Annotated in this window: 20 protein-coding genes, 4 tRNA genes and 2 other annotated features; of the genes, 5 read left to right on the top strand and 19 right to left on the bottom strand. The window is 27.5% G+C overall.

The features are described from left to right. Positions 1-35: 35 nt before the first annotated feature. The 10 genes from AC4FQV_RS01710 to ytxC form a co-directional block, all read right to left on the bottom strand. A complete protein-coding gene (locus tag AC4FQV_RS01710) occupies positions 36-1472 on the bottom strand; it encodes a cell division protein ZapA (protein WP_491164042.1) in 1437 nt (478 codons plus the stop codon). Between the two features lie 80 nt (positions 1473-1552). Next, complete coding sequence (gene pheT / locus AC4FQV_RS01705; protein WP_491164040.1) at positions 1553-3934, bottom strand: phenylalanine--tRNA ligase subunit beta; 2382 nt, start codon at positions 3932-3934, stop codon at positions 1553-1555. Positions 3935-3957: 23 nt separating this feature from the next. Further along, positions 3958-4977: a phenylalanine--tRNA ligase subunit alpha gene (gene pheS, locus AC4FQV_RS01700; protein WP_491139197.1), complete on the bottom strand. Its 1020-nt coding sequence runs from the start codon at positions 4975-4977 to the stop codon at positions 3958-3960. Positions 4978-5113: 136 nt separating this feature from the next. Beyond that, positions 5114-5334 (bottom strand) — a binding site (T-box leader). Positions 5335-5520: 186 nt separating this feature from the next. Next, a complete protein-coding gene (locus tag AC4FQV_RS01695; protein ID WP_491139198.1) occupies positions 5521-6294 on the bottom strand; it encodes a TrmH family RNA methyltransferase in 774 nt (257 codons plus the stop codon). A 28-nt stretch (positions 6295-6322) separates the two neighbouring features. Continuing rightward, complete coding sequence (locus AC4FQV_RS01690; RefSeq protein ID WP_491164036.1) at positions 6323-6988, bottom strand: potassium channel family protein; 666 nt, start codon at positions 6986-6988, stop codon at positions 6323-6325. Between the two features lie 22 nt (positions 6989-7010). Next, a complete protein-coding gene (locus tag AC4FQV_RS01685; RefSeq protein WP_491164032.1) occupies positions 7011-8351 on the bottom strand; it encodes a TrkH family potassium uptake protein in 1341 nt (446 codons plus the stop codon). Between the two features lie 211 nt (positions 8352-8562). Then, positions 8563-8922, bottom strand: coding sequence for a 50S ribosomal protein L20 (rplT, locus tag AC4FQV_RS01680; protein WP_003451332.1), 360 nt, complete (start codon positions 8920-8922; stop codon positions 8563-8565). 29 nt (positions 8923-8951) lie between these two features. Continuing rightward, entirely contained in the window at positions 8952-9149 is a 198-nt protein-coding gene (gene rpmI / locus AC4FQV_RS01675) for a 50S ribosomal protein L35 (protein WP_003451643.1), read from the bottom strand. Between the two features lie 21 nt (positions 9150-9170). Next, positions 9171-9692, bottom strand: coding sequence for a translation initiation factor IF-3 (gene infC / locus AC4FQV_RS01670; protein WP_491139201.1), 522 nt, complete (start codon positions 9690-9692; stop codon positions 9171-9173). A 29-nt stretch (positions 9693-9721) separates the two neighbouring features. Then, positions 9722-9840: a sequence feature (ribosomal protein L20 leader region), on the bottom strand. A gap of 54 nt (positions 9841-9894) precedes the next feature. Continuing rightward, positions 9895-10761: a putative sporulation protein YtxC gene (ytxC, locus tag AC4FQV_RS01665; protein WP_491139526.1), complete on the bottom strand. Its 867-nt coding sequence runs from the start codon at positions 10759-10761 to the stop codon at positions 9895-9897. A gap of 144 nt (positions 10762-10905) precedes the next feature. Here ytxC and AC4FQV_RS01660 point away from each other — a divergent pair, with 144 nt between their 5' ends. Next, positions 10906-11601 carry a DUF6873 family GME fold protein gene (locus tag AC4FQV_RS01660; protein WP_491164029.1) on the top strand — a complete coding sequence of 232 codons (696 nt, stop codon included), beginning with the start codon at positions 10906-10908 and terminating at the stop codon, positions 11599-11601. A 231-nt stretch (positions 11602-11832) separates the two neighbouring features. Then, positions 11833-12801, top strand: coding sequence for an N-acetylglucosamine kinase (locus AC4FQV_RS01655; protein WP_491139203.1), 969 nt, complete (start codon positions 11833-11835; stop codon positions 12799-12801). Between the two features lie 43 nt (positions 12802-12844). Here AC4FQV_RS01655 and AC4FQV_RS01650 read toward each other — a convergent pair whose 3' ends face one another. Further along, entirely contained in the window at positions 12845-13399 is a 555-nt protein-coding gene (locus AC4FQV_RS01650) for an NUDIX hydrolase (RefSeq protein ID WP_491139204.1), read from the bottom strand. Between the two features lie 141 nt (positions 13400-13540). After that, entirely contained in the window at positions 13541-14068 is a 528-nt protein-coding gene (locus tag AC4FQV_RS01645) for a hypothetical protein (RefSeq protein ID WP_491164026.1), read from the bottom strand. A gap of 288 nt (positions 14069-14356) precedes the next feature. Between AC4FQV_RS01645 and AC4FQV_RS01640 the strand changes: the two genes are divergently transcribed. Beyond that, entirely contained in the window at positions 14357-14734 is a 378-nt protein-coding gene (locus AC4FQV_RS01640; protein ID WP_491139206.1) for a hypothetical protein, read from the top strand. An 81-nt stretch (positions 14735-14815) separates the two neighbouring features. Here the strand turns inward: AC4FQV_RS01640 and AC4FQV_RS01635 are convergent. From AC4FQV_RS01635 to AC4FQV_RS01605, 7 genes are all read right to left on the bottom strand, one after another. Further along, positions 14816-14890: transfer RNA gene (locus AC4FQV_RS01635), tRNA-Cys, on the bottom strand. A gap of 7 nt (positions 14891-14897) precedes the next feature. Further along, positions 14898-14971, bottom strand: a tRNA-Gly gene (locus tag AC4FQV_RS01630). A 3-nt stretch (positions 14972-14974) separates the two neighbouring features. Then, positions 14975-15049 (bottom strand) — tRNA-Gly (locus tag AC4FQV_RS01625). Positions 15050-15054: 5 nt separating this feature from the next. After that, positions 15055-15130 (bottom strand) — tRNA-Phe (locus AC4FQV_RS01620). A gap of 68 nt (positions 15131-15198) precedes the next feature. After that, complete coding sequence (hslO, locus tag AC4FQV_RS01615; RefSeq protein ID WP_491139207.1) at positions 15199-16152, bottom strand: Hsp33 family molecular chaperone HslO; 954 nt, start codon at positions 16150-16152, stop codon at positions 15199-15201. A gap of 14 nt (positions 16153-16166) precedes the next feature. Continuing rightward, a complete protein-coding gene (locus AC4FQV_RS01610) occupies positions 16167-16904 on the bottom strand; it encodes a class I SAM-dependent DNA methyltransferase (protein ID WP_491164023.1) in 738 nt (245 codons plus the stop codon). Between the two features lie 51 nt (positions 16905-16955). After that, positions 16956-17228: an alpha/beta-type small acid-soluble spore protein gene (locus AC4FQV_RS01605; RefSeq protein ID WP_491139209.1), complete on the bottom strand. Its 273-nt coding sequence runs from the start codon at positions 17226-17228 to the stop codon at positions 16956-16958. A 204-nt stretch (positions 17229-17432) separates the two neighbouring features. Between AC4FQV_RS01605 and AC4FQV_RS01600 the strand changes: the two genes are divergently transcribed. Together AC4FQV_RS01600 and dapA are read left to right on the top strand one after the other, a co-directional pair. Further along, a complete protein-coding gene (locus AC4FQV_RS01600; protein WP_491139210.1) occupies positions 17433-18410 on the top strand; it encodes an aspartate-semialdehyde dehydrogenase in 978 nt (325 codons plus the stop codon). Positions 18411-18433: 23 nt separating this feature from the next. Beyond that, positions 18434-19309, top strand: coding sequence for a 4-hydroxy-tetrahydrodipicolinate synthase (gene dapA, locus AC4FQV_RS01595; RefSeq protein WP_491164020.1), 876 nt, complete (start codon positions 18434-18436; stop codon positions 19307-19309). The last annotated feature ends 46 nt before the right edge of the window (positions 19310-19355 follow it).

Genomic DNA, 19355 nt, shown 5'->3' with positions numbered 1-19355 from the left:
TAAGAAATTTTAATAAATTCCTTACAGTATTTATTTTACTTTTTCTTCTTCTTTAAAAGAACATTATCAGGTTTTTTTGTAGCTGCAAGCTTAACTTGAGCATCTAAGTACTTTTGTTCTAAATCTAAAAGCTTGTACTTAGCTGTCTGCCAATTACGTCTAAGCTCTTTATTATTTTCTAATAAAAGGTCTTTTTCTTTTTTGATTTTCTTAGCTTCCTCTTCTAGGATGTCCATTTCTTTTTTTAAAGTTTCGCTTTCTTCTTTAAGAGATTTTAATTCCTTCTCTCTTTCTTCTGAAATTTTCTTTCCTAAAGTATCCTTCTCTTCTAAAGCTAATTGAAGATTTTCTTCTAAAAGTATAATTTGTTCTCTTAAACTATTATTTTCATCTTTTATCCAGCTTTTTTCCTTATTTAAGATTTCTGAGTCTTCTTTAATCTTATCTTTTTCTTTATTTAAATTTGAAAAGTTTTCTTCTAACTCTTTTAACTTTAATTTTAAATTTCTTTCCTCTAATATAAGCTTTTCTTTTTCTGCCTTATTTATATTATTCTTTTCCTTTAATAAATCCATTTCTCCATTTAAATTCTCTAAATCTTTTTTAATCTTTTCATTTAGTTCATTTAAACTATTATTTTTTTCTTTAAAGGATTTAATATCTCTTTCTAAATTACCTTTTTTGCTCTTTAATATATTAAGTTCTTCTTTTAACTTTTTTTCTCTCTCTTTTAAAGAGTTTAAATCATTATTTAAATTTAAATTAGTACCTTTAAACTCCTTAAGTTCTTCTTTTAAAGTTTTAAGTTCCTTTAAATTCTTCTCATTTTCTAAATTTAAGGACTTATTTTCATTTCTTAATATATCTAGTTCTTTTTTTAAGTTAATTATCTCCTCTTGAGATAAAGCAGCATCTCGTTTAAAAAGTTCATTTTCTTCACTTAAAGTTGAAATCTTATCCTTTTCACTTTTAAATCTTTCTTCAAACTGAGCTTTGCTATTTTTGAAATCTTCCTTTAAAACTAAGTTTTCTTCTTTTAAGGTAGTAAGAATCTTTTCATTTTCCTCTTCTTTTTTCTCAAGTTCTTCTTTTTTTATCTTTAATTCATTAAAAGCCTTCTCTAGAGAATCTTTCTCTACAGTTAGTTTGTCCAAAGTTTCCTTTAAGGTAATACTTTCTCCTTGAAGATTTTCAAGCTTTTCAATTTCTTTTTTTGCTTTATCTAGCTCACCTTTTACTTTTTCATAATAATCTATAAGTTGATTATATTCTTCATTTCCTTTAAATAATTCATCGGCTATGTTTAATGCAGATAATGACAAAACTCCTAAAGCACTTAACTTATTATTTTTAGATGCCATTTCCTGTGTTTTTTCTTCTACGTATTCAGCTACTTTTTTTAAATATTCTCCGTCTTCATGGCCTTTTAAATTATATTCAACTCCATTTATTGTTACCGTAACAGTCGCCATACTTTCTTAAACACCTCTTACTTCCATAATAAAAAATATGTTATGTACATTTTATCATATACATAACATATTTAAAACTATTATTGCTCTCTTAATTGAGCACCTAATTTATATTCTAAAGCTCTTAAAATCTTATCATGAACTTTGTTTATATCTTTATCTTTTAAAGTTTTGCTTGGGTCTCTATATGCTATGGCATAAGCAATACTCTTCTTACCTTCAGGTATTTGAGCACCTTTATAAACATCAAATAATTCAACCTTTTCAACCACTTGACCACCAGCTTTTCTTATAGCATCTTCAATTTCTTGAACTAGAACTGAGTCTTCAACAAGTAAAGCTATATCTCTTGTTATTGCTGGATACTTAGGTAATGGTTTATAAGCTTTTTCTGTTTTTGAGAATTTATACATAGCATCTAAATCTAATTCAGCTACATAACAAGGAACATCTATTCCATAATTTTCATTAACATCTGGATGTATTTCTCCTAATATTCCTAAAGAAGTTTTACCTAGTACTAATTCAGCTGTTTTTCCTGGATGATAACTTGTGTTTTCACTCATTCTCTTAAAGGATGCGCTCTTAAGTCCTAAAGCATCTAGTAAATTTTCAACTACTCCTTTTAAATCAAAGTAATCACATTCACCATACATACCAATTGTTAATATATTTTTTTCAGTTGGTAATTCATTTTCATCTTTATTTGGAATATAAATTTTACCTATTTCAAATAATCTAACTATTTCATTACTTCTTGAATAGTTTCTAGCTAAAGATTCCATCATTGAAGGAAGTGTTGAAGTTCTCATAACACTATAATCTTCTCCTAATGGATTTTTTATTTTAACAACCTCTCTAAGAGTACTATTCTCTGGTAAGCATATTTTATCAAATACCTTTGGACTTACAAAAGAATAACTTATAGATTGGTTTAATCCTGAAGCTAACATTGTATCTATAACTTTTTCATCTAATAATTGCTTTTTATCCTTAGCTTCTTTTTCTGTACTAGTTGATATTAAAGTAGCTGGAATATTATTATATCCATAAATTCTTGCTACCTCTTCTGCGATATCTTCTCTTATATGAACATCTATTCTAAAAGTAGGAACAACTATTTCTAACTCGTCTCCCTTTATAGTTGTTTTTAAATCTAAGCTATCTAAACATCTTTTCATTTCTTCAGCTTCTAATGAAGTTCCTAAAAATTTATTTATCCACTTAGCGCTTACCTTTAATGTTTCTTCTTCCTTTACATTATTGTAAACATCTATAGTTCCTTCCATAACTTCTCCACATCCTAGCTCTTCAACTAAAGCACAAGCTCTATCTAAAGCTAAGGTTGCTAAATTTGGATCTATATCTTTTTCAAATCTTGAAGAACTTTCAGTTCTTAAGCCTAAATTTTTAGAATTAACTCTTATATTAGTTCCATCAAAATTAGCTGATTCAAAAATAATCTCTGTTGTGTCATCTTTAACACCTGAGTTTAATCCACCCATTATTCCTGCTAAAGCAACTATTTCTTCTCCATCTTTTATGCAAAGAACATCTTTGTTTAATTCTCTTTCTATTTCATCTAAAGTTATGAACTTTTCTCCATCTTTAGCTCTTTCAACTACTATGTTAGAAGATTTTAGTTCTCTTCTATCAAAAGCATGCATTGGTTGACCAAGTTCTAACATAACAAAGTTAGTAATGTCTACTATATTATTTATAGGTCTAACACCAGCATCTAATAATCTTTCTTGCATCCAAGTTGGTGATGGAGCTACCCTTACATTCTTAACTCCTCTAGCCATATATCTATTACAAAGCTCATCCTTAACTGTAACTTCTATTTCATCATTTATATTTTTATTACACTTAACTTCAAATTTAGTATTTGGCATTTTATAAGTTTTTCTTGTTGTAGCAGCTGTTTCTCTAGCCATACCTACTATACTTAAACAATCTGGTCTATTTGAAGTTATTTCAAAATCTAAAACTTGTTTATTAAGACCTAAGTATTCTTTTATACAAACACCAATTGGAGCATCCTCTGGTAAAATCATAAGACCAATAACTTCTTTTCCATCAGCAAGACCTAATTCTTCTTCTGAACAGAACATTCCATTTGAAACTTCTCCTCTTAATTTACCTTTTTTTATTTTACTTCCATCAGCTAAAACTGCTCCATGTAAAGCTACAGGAACTTTATCATTTTCTTTCATATTATCTGCAGCTGTTACTATTTGAATTATTTCTGAACCTATATTTACTTGACAAACCTTAAGTTTTTCTGCATCTTTATGTGGTTCTATTTTATCTATTTGACATGTAACAATATTTTCTATTTCTGCACCAGCAGTTAAGACCTCTTCTACCTTTGAACCTGATAAAGTTAAAGCATCGCCTAACTCTTCTGCTGTCATATCTACATCAACGTAATCTTTAAGCCAATTAAATGGTACTTTCATCTTTTTTACCTCCTATTTTAAAACTAGAATTGATTTAAAAATCTCATATCACTTTCATATAGTAATCTTATATCATCTATTCCATATTTAAGCATAACCATTCTATCTACACCGAAACCAAAAGCAAATCCACTATAAACCTCTGGGTCTATTCCACAATTTCTTAAAACTTGAGGGTGAACCATACCACAGCCTAATATTTCTATCCAACCTTCACCCTTACATACTTTACATCCTTTTCCGTTACATACAAAACATGTTGCATCCATTTCTGCTGAAGGCTCAGTAAATGGGAAATGATGTGGTCTAAACTTAGTTTTTACCTTATCTCCAAACATTTTCTTTGCAAATAACTCTAAAGTTCCCTTAAGGTCTGCAAAAGTTATATCTTTATCTATAACAAGACCTTCCATTTGATAAAATATTGGTGAATGAGTAGCATCAACAGCATCTGATCTAAAAACCTTACCTGGTGAAATCATTTTTATTGGTGGTTTTTGATTTTCCATTACTCTAGCTTGAACTGGTGATGTTTGAGTTCTTAAAACCACATTATCATTTATGTAGAATGTATCTTGTTCACTTCTAGCTGGATGATTTTTAGGAATATTTAAAGCCTCAAAATTATAATAATCTTTTTCAACTTCTGGACCATCTTCTATAGCAAATCCCATTGAAACAAATATTTTTTTCATTTCATCTAAAGTTTGCTCTAAAGGATGTTTTTTTCCTATTGTCTGTTTCTTTCCTGGCATTGAAATATCTATTACTTCATTTTTAAGTTTTTCTTGCTTTTCAGCTTCCTTAACTGCCTTTGTTATAGCTTCTAATTCAGCTTCTAAAACCTCTCTTACTTCATTAGCTAACTTACCAACTACTGGTCTTTCCTCTTTAGATAGAGCTCCCATTCCTCTTAATATACTTGTAAGCTCTCCTTTTTTACCAAGATATTTAACTCTTATTGTATCAATAGTATTGCTATCTTTAGCTTCTTTAATTTCAACTAAAGCTAACTCTTTAATTTGATTTAACTTATCTTGCATTTTTATTCTCCTTTCTTTTTTGTAATAAATATATTAAATTTTATCTTAAAGCTCTTAGAACCCTAATATCTATTAATTAATTTATTTATATTATTGACTTAATTAAATTAAAATAAAATAAACCCCGTCCCTAAAAATAAGGGACGGGGTATACTATCCGTGGTACCACCCTAATTAGTGCTAAATATAACACTCACTTAATTTTAAATAACGACAATGCCGCTAACTACTACTCTAATTTCACAGTTAGAACTCCAGAGTGAACTTCAATATAGTTTTCTAAAAGTGCTTTCAGTCTGTGACACTTTTTCCCTGAAAAGAAATTTCTATACCTACTCTCTCTATCAATGTTTTTACATATTTAATTCAAGGTCTATTATACCTATAATACACTTTATAATCAAGGTATTTATTATTTTATATTAAAGATATTTACAAAAGAGAAATTTAAAAATAAAATAAAAAAACTTGCAAATACTATTTAAAAATCTAAAGATTATTAAAATAACATTGCAAGTTTTTTTAAAATACAACTTAAAAATTTTATTTAAATGATTGTCTTATCTTTTCATATATCATTATAGAAGTTGCAACAGCTACATTTAAAGATTCAGCTTCACCAGGCATAGGTATTTTAACCTTTATATCTGAAATGTCATAAACTTCATTACTTACACCATTTCCTTCATTTCCTACAGCAATTATTACCTTGCCTTTAAGATTTTCTTCAAAAAAATTATTTTTACCTTGAAGTGAACTTACAACAAGTTTATACCCATCTCTTTTTAATCCTTTTATAAAATCTAAGGAATCATCTTGAACAATTGGAATATAAAATATTGAACCCATTGTTGACCTTAAAGTTTTATCATTATAAATATCAACAGTTCCCTTAGTCATTACAATTCCACTTGCTCCAGCTGCATGAGCCGTTCTTATTATAGTTCCCATATTTCCTGGGTCTTGAACCTTATCAACTAGAACTACTAAATCTCCACTTTTTAACTTTTTATTTTGCATATTTATAATAGCTAAAATTCCCTGTGGATTTTCTGTTGAACATAACTGCTTTAAAAGAGTTTCATTCATTTGTATAAGCTTTATATCTTTATTAAGACCTAAAAAAAACTTTTCATTTTTTTCTTTAAAGGCTTCTGTAAAAATTATGGAATCTATAGATACATTACTTTTTATAGCTTCCTCTACAAACCTTAATCCTTCAATAAGATATTTATTGCTTTTTACTCTATGTTTCTTTTCTTTTAACTTTCTTATTTCTTTAAATAGATTGTTATTTTTACTTTCAATTTCTAACAAAGCAAATAATCCTTTCTTTAAAAAGATATTAACGTCTAAATATCTTTCCTTCTAATTTAGTTAAATCCTCTGCAGAGCCTATAGCAACAACTATGTCATTTTGCTGTATTACATCATCTGCATCTGGTGATATATTAACTTCGTTATTTCTTTTAATAGCCATAACGTTTATTCCATATTTACTTCTTAAGCTTAATTCTTTCATAGATTTTCCGTGCCAATCTCTTGGACTTTCTATTTCAATTATAGAATAATCTGGAGATAACTCTATATAATCTAAAATGCTTGAGGAAACTAAATTATGAGCAACTCTAACTCCCATATCTTTCTCAGGTAATATTACTCTATCTGCACCTATCTTATATAAAACCTTCGCATGCAAATCACTATTACCCTTAGCAATTATATATTTTATTCCCATTTCCTTTACAAGTAAGGTTGCCATTACACTAGCTTGTATATTAGCACCTATTGTAACTACAGCTACCTCAAAATTTCTTAAGCCTATAGTTCTTAAGGCATTCTCATCTGTAGCGTCCATCTGAATAGCATGAGTTACACTATCTGATATTTCTTGAACTAAATCCTCATTTGAATCAATAGCTAATACATCATGGCCTAAGGCATATAAAGTTTTAGCAACAGAGGCTCCAAATCTTCCTAATCCTATAACAACAAATTGTTTACTTGACATAAGTTCTACACTCCTAACTTATTTATCCTATTAATATTTTATCTTCTGGGTACTTATAAGCACATGGTTTCTTTCTGTTAGCTAAAGCTAAAACAACAGTCATAGGACCAACTCTTCCTAAATACATAGTTATTATTATTATTATCTTTCCTATTGCTGAAAGATATGGAGTTAATCCAAGAGTTAAACCAACTGTAGCAAAAGCAGAGGTAACTTCATAAAGAATATATTCCAATGAAAAACCTGGTTCTGTTACTGCTAAGACCAAGGTGCCTACTACAACTATACCAAATCCTATAAAAAGTACTGCAAAAGCTTTATAAACTAATTCCTTTGATATTCTCTTTTTAAATACTTCAGTATCTTCTCTTCCCCTTACTATAGATATTAAAGTTAGAACAACTATACCAAAAGTTGCTGTTTTAATTCCCCCTGCTGTTGACCCTGGGGAACCACCTATAAACATTAGCAATATAGTTAAAAACTTTCCAGCTAAAGTCATATCTGCAGTTGATACAGAATTAAATCCTGCAGTTCTAGTTGTAACTGATGCAAAGAAAGCATTAGTTACCTTATCTCCAAAACTCATGTACTTTAAGGTATTTGGATTATTATACTCAAATATAAACATAAGTATAGCTCCACCTATTAAAAGAATAGCTGTTATCATAATTACAACTTTAGAATGTAATGATAACTTTTTATACCCTTTAAAGTTATATAATTCTGACCAAACGGTAAATCCTAAACCACCAATTATTATTAGAGCTGAAATTGTTAGCATTACAGTTTTGTTGTTTGCAAAGCCAACTAAATTATCTCCAAATAAATCAAACCCCGCATTACAAAAAGCAGATATTGAGTGCCAAATACTATAATATATTCCCTTTATCATACCAAACTGTGGTATAAACTGAGTTGCTAATAATAAAGCACCTAACATCTCTACTGAAAAGGTAAAAACTAAGATGTATCTTATCATCTTAACTAAACCTTGTATTCCAAAAGTATTCATGGCTTCTTGTATAAGAAGTCTTTCTCTTAAGGTTATTTTTTTCTTAACCATTAAGGCAAACAAGGTTGTAAAGGACATAAATCCAAGACCACCTATTTGTATTAAGATTATTATTACAGTTTTTCCAAACAAATTCCAATGTTCTGCTGTATTTAAAGTTATTAATCCTGTAACACAAACAGCAGAAGTTGAAGTAAATAAACTATCTAAAAAAGGTGTAAACTCACCACTTTTAGAGGATATTGGAAGACTTAAAATTATAGTACCTAGCAAAATAACCATAGAAAATCCTAAGGCTAAAATTTGAACAGCACTAAACTTTATTTTTTTTGTCAGTTTAATATACATAATTAAACCCCCAACTAAAACTAATATTATATTTTCCTTTAATTTTATTATATCTTATTTTTAATTTATATATGTAAAGTCTATTTATTAAAAACTTATTTTATTGTAATTACAAATAAGTTTAATTTTATTCAGAAAAATCTGAATAAAATTAAACTTATAAAATATAAATAATATATAAAAAAAATGCGAGATAAACTCGCATCTGGTATTAAGCGTTTAAGTGCTTTTTAGCTAATTCAACTAAATCAGCAAATGCTTTTGGATCATTTATAGCTATTTCTGAAAGCATTTTTCTGTTTATATCAACACCAGCTAATTTCATTCCGTTCATAAATCTTGAATATGAAAGACCATTCATTCTTGTAGCTGCATTTATTCTAGCTATCCATAATCTTCTGTAGTCTCTCTTCTTTAATCTTCTTCCAACGTAAGCATTTCTTAATGCTCTTATTACTGATTCGTTAGCTGTTTTAAATAACTTGCTTTTTCCACCATAGTATCCTTTTGCAAGTTTTAAAACTTTTTTATGATTTTTACGAGCATTTACCGCTCTCTTAACTCTTGCCATTTTCTAGACCTCCTACTCCGTGTTTTATCTTATAGATATGGTAATAATTTCTTCATTGCTTTTTCTTGTGCAGTTGAAACATAACCAGTTTTTCTTAAATTTCTTTTTCTCTTAGCACTTTTCTTTGTTAAGATATGGCTAGTGAAAGCGTGAGCTCTCTTTAACTTTCCAGTTCCTGTCTTTTTGAATCTTTTTGCTGCACCTCTATGAGTTTTCATTTTTGGCATTGTAAGTATCCTCCTCTCAAGTTACGCTTTTTTAGGAGCTAAAATCATTATCATGTTTCTACCTTCTAATTTAGCAGGCTTTTCTACTGAACATACTTCCTCTAGTTGAGCTAAGAAATTATCTAATATCTTATTTCCAACATGAGAATGTTCTGCTTCTCTTCCTCTAAATCTTACAGTTATCTTGACTTTATCTCCAGCTTCTAAGAATTTTTTTGCATTCTTAGCTTTTATTTCTAAGTCATGCTTTTCAATAGTTGGGCTAACTCTTATCTCCTTAACACTGATAACCTTTTGCTTCTTTTTTGCTTCTTTTTCTTTTTTGGATTGCTCATAAATAAATTTACCGTAATCCATTATTTTGCAAACTGGTGGTTTAGCATTTGGTGAAATCATAACTAAATCTAGTTCAACCTCATCTGCCATTTTTTGTGCATCTCTTCCAGATACAACACCTAGTTGCTCTCCTGTGTTAGAAATTAATCTAACCTCTTTTTCTCTTATTTCTTGATTGATTGCAAAATTTTTACTAATCTTGTTCACCTCCGATAGAATTTAGCCAACACAAATATATAAATAAAAAAGGACGGTTTTAAGCCGTCCTCTATTACCAAAATCAAATGTAATAAAATTCATGACCCTACTAGTACTTTAACTGTAAGGTGAGAAACGGCTGTTTCTTCTTGACGTATGTTATCTTATCACTATTTCTTTTCATTGTCAACTAAATTTATTCATTTTTATTTTACTTTAAAATATCTCCATAGCTTTTATAAAACTCTACTCTTTCTTCAAAAACACTTTTTATAGTTTTTATAAATTCTCTATTTAGTGAAAACTCTTGATTATATATATTAAGTTTTTTTGGAGCATTTGTTATTAATCCACTTATTATTAAGTCTTCTATATTTATGATTCCCTCTTCTTTTATATCTTTTATATCTTTAAAAAACTCTTTAAAGATATCTAATCCATTTGAATCTTTTAATTCATAAGTTCCATCTTTTTTAACTATTATATTTATTTCTTCTATTTTACAATCTTGTATCTCAACAAAATATTTTAAAAGCTTTATAAATTCATTATATTCCTTCTCTATCATGTATTCTTCAACAATCTTATCTATTATATCCTCTATAACCTTTAATAAAGGTTTCATTCTAAAAGTCATAAAACCCTCTATATTTATATAATCATTTTCCATTAAAAACTCTTTTATATTTTCTATTATAAAATTAACTTTATTTAAACAATAAAAATCCTTATCTGAAGAAATTTTTTGTTCACCTTTTAAAATTTCTTTTATTTTTAAATCAACCTCTAAAATTTCTTCATGCTTTAAAAAGAAATAATTTTCATTCATATAATGAAGTAATTCTCTTTCTCTATAGCTATTTATTATAACATTATAAATAATATTACTTATATATAATATTATGGTATCTCTTTTTTTCTCATCAAAGTTACTATTCCCATAGTATATTTTAACGAAGTGAGTTCCATATGAAATACTTTCTGAGACACCAATTATAATTCCCTTGTTCTTTAGAACACCTTTTATTTTTTGTATGTCTTCTACTATCTTTTTTTCCTCTTTACAACACAATGTCATTAGAAGCACTACTCTCACTCCTTTCTTTACTTTTAGTATGTATTAATTTCCTTCTAATATTCAAAAATATAAATCTATTAATCGACAATTTATTTATTGCTTTAGTAAAATAAAATTATAAATTTAAATTAGGAGTTGATATTTTTGAAAACTTGTTTTGTTGATTATAGAATTTCTAAAGTTGAAGAAGATAATTTAAAAAAATTAAACCTTAATATAATTAAAGTTCCTAAACATCCTAAATTATATGAAGCTATAGAAGGCCATCCTGACATACAAATAAACATACTAAATAAAAATACAATTTTATTATCAAAAGATTCTAAGAAAGAACTTTTTGATTCAATACCTAAAAATATTAAAGTTTTAAAAAGTAATGATTATTTAGAATTTAAATATCCTAAAAATATTTCCTTAAACGGAGTTAATTTAAAGGATACTTTTATACATAATTTAAAATATACAGATAAAATACTTCTTGAAAATGTAAAGGAAAAAAATCTAATAAATATAAAACAAGGATATGCTAAATGTTCAATAGCTATAGTATCTGAAAAAGCCTTAATAACCTCTGATAAAGGAATTTATAAGGTATTAAGCTCTAAGGGATTTGATGTACTTTTAATACCTAGTGGAGATATAATTTTACCTAAATTAGACTATGGTTTCATTGGAGGAACCTGTGGATTAATTTCCAAAAACCAAATGGCTTTCTTTGGAAATTTAAATAAGCATTTTTATGGAAAAGATATTGAAAATTTTCTAAAAAAATATGATGTGGAACCAATTTATCTATCATCTAGCAAGTTAATAGATAGAGGAAGTATATTAGTTCTTTAATAATATATTTTACTCTTCTTAGTAATAAAAGTTGATAACTTAGCATATAAATATTCTCTAAAAATTAAACTATCTATAGGCATTTTCATATAAGTGGATAAATTTAATTTTTAATGTATTATTCTTTACTTTAATTTTTAATAATCTATTTTAATTGATTATATAATTATTAGTATAGTAAAATTAAAATAAAGTGGTAATTACAACTATGCTTTAAAAAGGGGGAAATTTATGTTTTATTTAGGTATTGATGCCGGTGGTACAAAAACATCCTTTATGCTTATAAATGATTTAGGAGAAATTTTATCTACTTATACAAGCGGAACTTGTCACATACATCAAGTAGGCTTTGAATCTTTTAAAAAAGGAATAGAAGAAGGGATTTTAAAAGTCTGTAATGATGTTAATATAGGCAAAGATGATATTAGTTATTCTTTCTTAGGATTACCAGCTTATGGTGAAAATGAAGATGAAAAATTAAAAATGAATGAAATAATCTCTGAAATCTTAGGAAAAGATAAATTTTCTTGTGGTAATGATGTAGAAGTTGCCTTAGCAGGCTCTTTAGCCTGTGAACCTGGAATATGTATAATCTTAGGTACAGGTGCTATTGCCTCTGGAATAACAACTGATTTAAAATCTGTAAGAACTAGTGGCTGGGGTTACATCTGTGGTGATGAAGGCTCTGCTTATTGGATTGCAAAAAAAGGTATAGAAATCTTTGGAAAACAATCAGACCATAGGCTAGAAAGAACAATCCTTTATGATATTTTTAAAAGGGAATTAAATTTAAAAAAAGATTTTGATTTAATATTCTTAGTAAAGGATGAATATAAACAAGATAGAACTAAGGTAGCAAGTCTTGCAATGTTAGTTTATAAAGCTGCTCTTCATGGCGATAAATTCGCAATAGATATTTATAAACAAGCTGCTAAAGAATGTCTCTTAATGGTAAATGGAATAACAAATCAATTAGAATTTACAGGTGTTTTAAATATTTCTTACTCAGGCAGTGTCTTTAATGCAAAGGAACTTATATTAAATCCTTTAGAAAAATATCTTAAAGATAATTATACAGCCTTTAATTTAATAGAACCTATTTTACCTCCAATTAAAGGAGCTGCTTTAAAGGCTTTAAAACTTCATAAAGGAGATATAAACAAAGAAATTATTAATAATCTATCAAAAAACATTATTTAATATAAATTTAGGAGATTTTAATTAATTAAAATCTCCTAAATAACTACATGAAATTTAAAACTAATGCAGTTTTTATTGATACATTATTATTTTTAACAAATTCCTTTCCTTCTTTTATAGGAACTTTAATAACTTCTATTTCTTCATCTTCTTCTAAATTTTCTGTAGAAATATCTCCATAAACCTTCATCTTAACAACAGCTATAGATTCATCTGACATTCCAACTGAAGTATAACTAGGTTTAATTAAACACTCGCTTTCACTAGCTAAAAGACCTGTTTCTTCAAAAAGTTCTCTTGTAGCTGCCTTTATTGCATCTTCTCCATTATCTATAAGTCCTGCTGGGAACTCATATATGTAATCATTTATAGCTGGTCTAAACTGTTTTACTAAAACAAACTCATCATTTTCAGTTATAGGAATTATCATAACTCCATCTGCCTTATCATGATTTTTTAAAATACAACTTAAATCATTTTTATCTCTTCTACTAGCTATAAAATATTCCTTAGATTTTCCGCATTTATTCTCTAAATCTAATTTGTATAAGTTTAAAAATTTGCAATTTGTTAGTTTTTTTACATCTTTTATCTTCATACAAATTCTCCCTTCATCTTATAATCTATATTTAAATTCTTTTATTATTAATTTTACACATAAAAAAGATAAATATAAAGTTACCCTTCACATTTATCTTAAAATTTATTTATTAAATATTTTATAAAATAATTCACAAATTTAATTTAAATCCTTTTCTTTATTTATGATTATTTTTTCTTCTTTTCTTATATTAAAAGAAACATCACCACTTGGAAAATTTATAATAAAACCTTTTTCATTTTCAGAAATATCTTCTTCCTTAAAAGAATATAAGTATTTCTTTAGTATAGCCTTAATTTTTTTATAAAGCTCTCCACTAAAAAAGTAATCATTTAAAATAAAATCCTCTCTTTTGTCTCTTTTTTCTCCTAGAAAAAAATCAAAGTATAGTATTTCCTCCTTATACTTTATATAAAAATTTCCTAAATCATTTTCTAATATAACTATATCATCGCTATAAATATACAAATTATTTTTTATAAGCTCTTTTAATCTTGTTTTCTCTAATTCTCTTCTACTTTCAAAGGAACTTATTTTTATATTTAAATAAGGAGTAACTTTCCATCCTGTATTTTTAAGAACTTTCTTTTCTTTAACTTCCTTATTGCAAAGTTTGTTTAAGTAAAAAACTATAAATAGTAAAAGAATTAAAACAGCAAAATACATATTTTACCTCCTCTTAACTTATTTATATATTATATCTACTTTCTTAATTATTAATACATATTTTACCTTATTTTTTAATACTTACATAAAATTAATACGTAAAGCTTTTTTATAATTTAAATTTCATTAAATATTAATGTAATTTTCTTGTTATATAAAACATATTATATTGTAAGTTATAAATTTAATATATTATATGCTTTTATCACTATTTTATTGATACTTCATTGCAACATTTGTAAACCTTTACTATTAATTTATAAATATATCTGTAGGGGGAATTTTATTATGGAAAAGGTTGTGAAAATTCAAAAAGAAATTACTAACGACTCAGGTTGTAAGGAAAAATTAGATCTTTTAATAGCTATTGATAATGTGAAATTAATTCAATACACTTGTCCTTCTAATGAATTTTTTTCAGTATCTCATAAAGATTTAATAGTTTATAAAGAAGAAGATACTTTAAAAATCTCAAAAAAACCTATAAATAAAGATGTAATTGCTGTTTTGACTTGGTTTCAATATAAAAATTTAAAAGTAATTAAATTATTTATAAAGAACTCCTCTGTTGCTACAGAAGAACTTTATGAAATAACCTTAAAGAATGTCTTTAAAGAACTGAACTTTCTTAACTTTGGAGAAAAGTTTATAAAATCTTTAATTTAAATTTTATTTTATAACCATAATAAAAATTTTATATCTTTATATAAAAAAACATCTATAAGAAAACTTATAGATGTTTTTTTATGGAGGCGCCACCCGGATTTGAACCGGGGAATAAAGGTTTTGCAGACCTCTGCCTTACCACTTGGCTATAGCGCCATAAATATGGAGCGGGTACCGGGAATCGAACCCGGGTATCCAGCTTGGAAGGCTGGTGTTCTACCATTGAACTACACCCGCATTTGGAGCGGAAGACGAGACTCGAACTCGCAACTTTCACCTTGGCAAGGTGACACTCTACCATTGAGTCACTCCCGCAATAATGGTGGCTCGAGCAGGAATCGAACCAGCGACACGAGGATTTTCAGTCCTCTGCTCTACCGACTGAGCTATCGAGCCTAATGTCTTGATTTCCTCAAGACATTTATTATTATATTAAGTTCTAATTAATTTGTCAACTTATTTTTTTATTTTTTATTTTTTTCTTCTTTTTCCTCTGCTTTTTCCATTTCTTCTGAAACTTCTTTTGCAATAGATTTTTCTTTTTCTTCTAATAACTTACCAATATCCTCTTTTGTAAATTTATATGATTTATTACAGAAATGACACTTTAACTCTTCTTCTTTTCCTTCATCATATAATTCTTTTAAATCTTTATAACCTATACTAAGTAAAGCTTTTTCAACTTTTTCTCTTGAACAGTCGCATTTATACTTTGGAGTTTCCTCTTGTAATATTTTTAAATCCATACCATCAAAAATAAACTCTATTACTTCTTCTATTGTTTTCCCTTCTGATAACATTGTTGTTAAAGAAGGAATCTCATCTAATCTATATGTTAATAAATCTCCTAAAAGTTCATCAGCTCCTGGTAATAATTGAATTATAAACCCACCAGCTTTTTTTATTGAATGGTCTCTATCAACTAAAACTCCTAAAGCAACTGCTGAAGGTATTTGTTCTGAAGCTGTAAAGTAATATGCTAAATCTTCAGCAATTTCTCCACTATATATAGGAACTTGTCCTACATATGGGTCTTTTAATCCTAAATCTTTAATTACTGTTAATCCACCATTTTTACCAATAGCTTCTCCAACATTTAGTTTACCATTTTCTTTATTTAGAGGTAAATCAACATGTGGATTTCCTATATAACCTTTAACACTACAGTCTGGATATGCAGTTACAGTAACACCTTTAGCCATTCCTCCACCATTTATTTGTAAAGTTACAACTTCTTTGTCTGACTTTAGCATTGCCCCCATCATAGTACCTGCTGTTAACATTCTTCCTAAAGCAGCCGCTGCTGTAGGTGTGCAATCATGTATTTTTGAAGCTTCATTAACTAATTCTGTAGTTTCTGCTGCAAAAATTCTTATCATTCCTTCTTTAGCAATAGCTCTTATTAATTTATCACTCATAATTAATCCCTCCGTTATTTTTTTACTATATAAACTATTCTTTCAGTATCTGGTGTAACATCTTCTTCTGTATACCCCTTATGCTTTTCTTCTATTTTAAAGCCTATACCTTTAAGAATATTTTCTATTTCTTTCTCTTTATAAGCTCTTTCTTCATGAACTTCTGTAAATCTTTCATATACCTCTCCATCTTTCACAAAGAAATTTAAATTCATCTCTACTATGTCATCTTCAAAAATATTTTCCCAAGCATAAAATAATTCTTCGCTATCGTATGTATAAACATTATTTCCTAATACTTCTGCAATTTTGTAGTATGAATTAATATCAAATATAAATAAACCATTCTCTTTTAAATGATTATATACCCCTCTTAAATAATTTTCTACACTTTCATCATCTAAAATATAATTAGTTGAATCTAAAACACAGGTTATTAAATCAAACTTTCTATTTAGTTCTAAATCACACATATCTTGACAAACTATCTTACCTCTAACCCTATGCTCTCTAAGTTTTTTATCAGCCTCTATAAGCATTTCTTGAGAAAGGTCTACAAAATAATTTTCTTTGAAGGATTTTCCTAAATAAACACCAACATTTCCTGTTCCACAAGCTAAGTCTAAGTACATTTCTTTATTAATATTATATTTATCACATTTTGCTAAGGCATACTTTGCTATATTTTCATAATTTACATCTTCATATATTAGCTCATCATAAACCTTTGCCATCATTTTATAACTCTTCATAATAAATTAAATCCCCCATATATTATTCTACCTAAAAATTATATACTTTTTTTATTTTTCGTCAATGTGAGGTTTTTTTCTTCCTAATATTTCATCATTACTTGGTAATTTAAGTTGCTTTTTCTTTTTTGTCATAAGACCTCCAATTCTTCCAGTCTCCTCAGCAGTCAATCCTCCCCAACCAAATTTATCAACTTTATCACTTAAACCTAACTCTCCTGCAATTTCATATTTCATCTTTTCTCTTAATTTCTCTGCTGGTGTTAACTCCTTATTAGATTTAAGCTTTCCTTTTATTATTTTTTTAAGTGGTGTTTTACTCATATTATTTTCTCCTGTCTTAAATTTATTTTTAAATTTATTATTCCCCCTATAAGCTTAAATATTCATTATTTCTTTAAATATGAAAGTTAACTTAATTAAATCCTTCAAATTAATCATAAAATATACTTGATAAAGTGTTTATCATTGAACTATATTTAATATATAGAAATAGAATATATTAAGATTATATTTAGGAGGGATATTGTGTATAATGTAGCAATAGTTGGGGCCACTGGAAATGTCGGAAGAAAATTCCTTGAAATACTTGAAGAAAGAAATTTCCCCGTTAAAGAATTATATTTATTTGCATCTAAAAGATCAGAGGGAAAAGTTTTAAAATTTAAGGGGCAAGATTTCATAGTTGAAGAACTATGTGAAGATAATATAAAAAATAAAAAAATAGATTTTGCACTTTTCTCAGCTGGTGGAAATGTAAGTTTAGAATTTGCTCCTATTTTTTCAAAACATGGAGCTATTGTAATAGATAATAGTAGTGCTTGGAGAATGAATAAGGAAGTACCTTTAGTAGTTCCTGAAGTTAATCCTGAAGATGTAAAATGGCATAAAGGAATAATAGCTAATCCAAATTGTTCTACAATTCAAGCTATGGTAGCTTTAAAACCACTATATGATAAGTATGGTATAAAAAGAATAGTTTATTCAACTTACCAAGCAGTATCAGGGGCTGGAATACAAGGTATTTTAGACCTTGAAGAAGGAACTACAAAAAAATTCCCATATCCTATATTAGGAAATGTAATTCCTCATATAGATGTATTTTTAGATAATGGCTATTCAAAAGAAGAAATTAAAATGATTGAAGAAACAAAAAAAATACTTCATGACGATACCTTAAGAATAACTGCAACTACTGTTAGAGTTCCAGTTTTAAATGGCCATAGTGAAAGTATAAATGTTGAGCTTAAATCAGAATTTGAAATTAAAGATGTATTTAACTTATTTGAAAATTCAAAGGGAATTGTAGTTTATGATGACTTAAAAAACACAAAATATCCAACTCCTCTTGAACTTAGTGGTGAAGATGAAGTCTTTATTGGAAGAATAAGAAGAGATTTTAGCTTAGACAATGGCCTTAACCTATGGGTTGTGGCTGATAATATAAGAAAAGGGGCAGCTCTTAATGCAATTCAAATTGCTGAAATACTTATAGATAAAAAATAATTTATTTTAAGGAGGTAATACCTATGTTTAAAGGTTCTTGTGTTGCTTTAATAACACCTTTTACTGAAGATGGAGTTAATTATGAAGAATTAGAAAGATTATTAGAATGGCATATAAAAAATCATACAGATGCTATCTTAGTTTGCGGAACTACTGGTGAAGGTTCTACTATGACCTTAGAAGAGAAAAAGGAAGTTATAAAATTCTCTGCTAAAGTTATAAATAAAAGAGTTCCTTTAATAGCTGGAACTGGAACAAACAATACTAAAGCATCAATAGAATTAAGTAAATATGCAGAAGAAGTTGGAGCAGATATGGTTTTAATAATAACTCCATACTATAATAAAACTTCTCAAAAAGGATTATATGCTCATTTTAAAGCTATAAATGATTCAATAAATATACCTATTATGCTTTATAATGTTCCTTCAAGAACAGGAATGAATATAACTCCTTTAATGCTTGATACTCTTGCAAATCTTGAAAATGTTACTGCTATAAAAGAAGCTAGTGGAGACCTTTCACAAGTTGCTAAAATGGCAGAACTATGTGGTGATAGAATTGCTATATATTCAGGTAATGATGATCAAATAGTTCCTATACTATCTTTAGGTGGTGCTGGTGTAGTTTCAGTTTTAGCAAATGTTTTACCAGAAGAAACTCATAATATATGTGAAAAATACTTCTTAGGTGAGGTTATAGAATCTCGTAATCTTCAACTTAAATATCTTTCACTAGTAAATGCTTTATTTATAGAAACAAATCCAATACCAGTTAAAACTGCTATGAACTTAATGGATTTTAACTGTGGACCATTAAGATTACCATTATGTGATATGGATGATTCTAATTTAAAAATATTAGAAGAAAGCTTAAAAGATAATGGTTTAATAAAATAATTTATTATATAATAAGCATAATCTTTTTAAGATTATGCTTATTTAA

This window comes from Clostridium sp. TJA038, assembly GCF_058310255.1.
Note: the sequence above shows the minus strand (reverse complement) of the source record. Positions and strands in the feature narration are given on the sequence as shown.

Excerpts from the sequence above, each read along its gene's own strand:
- pheS (WP_491139197.1), bottom strand. The coding sequence starts at position 4,977 with ATGCAAGATAAGTTAAATCAAATTAAAGAGTTAGCTTTAGTTGAAATT.
- AC4FQV_RS01645 (WP_491164026.1), bottom strand. The coding sequence starts at position 14,068 with ATGTATTTTGCTGTTTTAATTCTTTTACTATTTATAGTTTTTTACTTA.
- AC4FQV_RS01650 (WP_491139204.1), bottom strand. The coding sequence starts at position 13,399 with ATGAAGATAAAAGATGTAAAAAAACTAACAAATTGCAAATTTTTAAAC.
- hslO (WP_491139207.1), bottom strand. The coding sequence starts at position 16,152 with ATGAGTGATAAATTAATAAGAGCTATTGCTAAAGAAGGAATGATAAGA.
- AC4FQV_RS01605 (WP_491139209.1), bottom strand. The coding sequence starts at position 17,228 with ATGAGTAAAACACCACTTAAAAAAATAATAAAAGGAAAGCTTAAATCT.
- rplT (WP_003451332.1), bottom strand. The coding sequence starts at position 8,922 with ATGGCAAGAGTTAAGAGAGCGGTAAATGCTCGTAAAAATCATAAAAAA.
- AC4FQV_RS01655 (WP_491139203.1), top strand. The coding sequence starts at position 11,833 with ATGTTTTATTTAGGTATTGATGCCGGTGGTACAAAAACATCCTTTATG.
- rpmI (WP_003451643.1), bottom strand. The coding sequence starts at position 9,149 with ATGCCAAAAATGAAAACTCATAGAGGTGCAGCAAAAAGATTCAAAAAG.
- pheT (WP_491164040.1), bottom strand. The coding sequence starts at position 3,934 with ATGAAAGTACCATTTAATTGGCTTAAAGATTACGTTGATGTAGATATG.
- AC4FQV_RS01710 (WP_491164042.1), bottom strand. The coding sequence starts at position 1,472 with ATGGCGACTGTTACGGTAACAATAAATGGAGTTGAATATAATTTAAAA.
- dapA (WP_491164020.1), top strand. The coding sequence starts at position 18,434 with ATGTTTAAAGGTTCTTGTGTTGCTTTAATAACACCTTTTACTGAAGAT.
- AC4FQV_RS01610 (WP_491164023.1), bottom strand. The coding sequence starts at position 16,904 with ATGAAGAGTTATAAAATGATGGCAAAGGTTTATGATGAGCTAATATAT.
- ytxC (WP_491139526.1), bottom strand. The coding sequence starts at position 10,761 with ATGACATTGTGTTGTAAAGAGGAAAAAAAGATAGTAGAAGACATACAA.
- AC4FQV_RS01640 (WP_491139206.1), top strand. The coding sequence starts at position 14,357 with ATGGAAAAGGTTGTGAAAATTCAAAAAGAAATTACTAACGACTCAGGT.
- AC4FQV_RS01690 (WP_491164036.1), bottom strand. The coding sequence starts at position 6,988 with ATGTCAAGTAAACAATTTGTTGTTATAGGATTAGGAAGATTTGGAGCC.
- AC4FQV_RS01685 (WP_491164032.1), bottom strand. The coding sequence starts at position 8,351 with ATGTATATTAAACTGACAAAAAAAATAAAGTTTAGTGCTGTTCAAATT.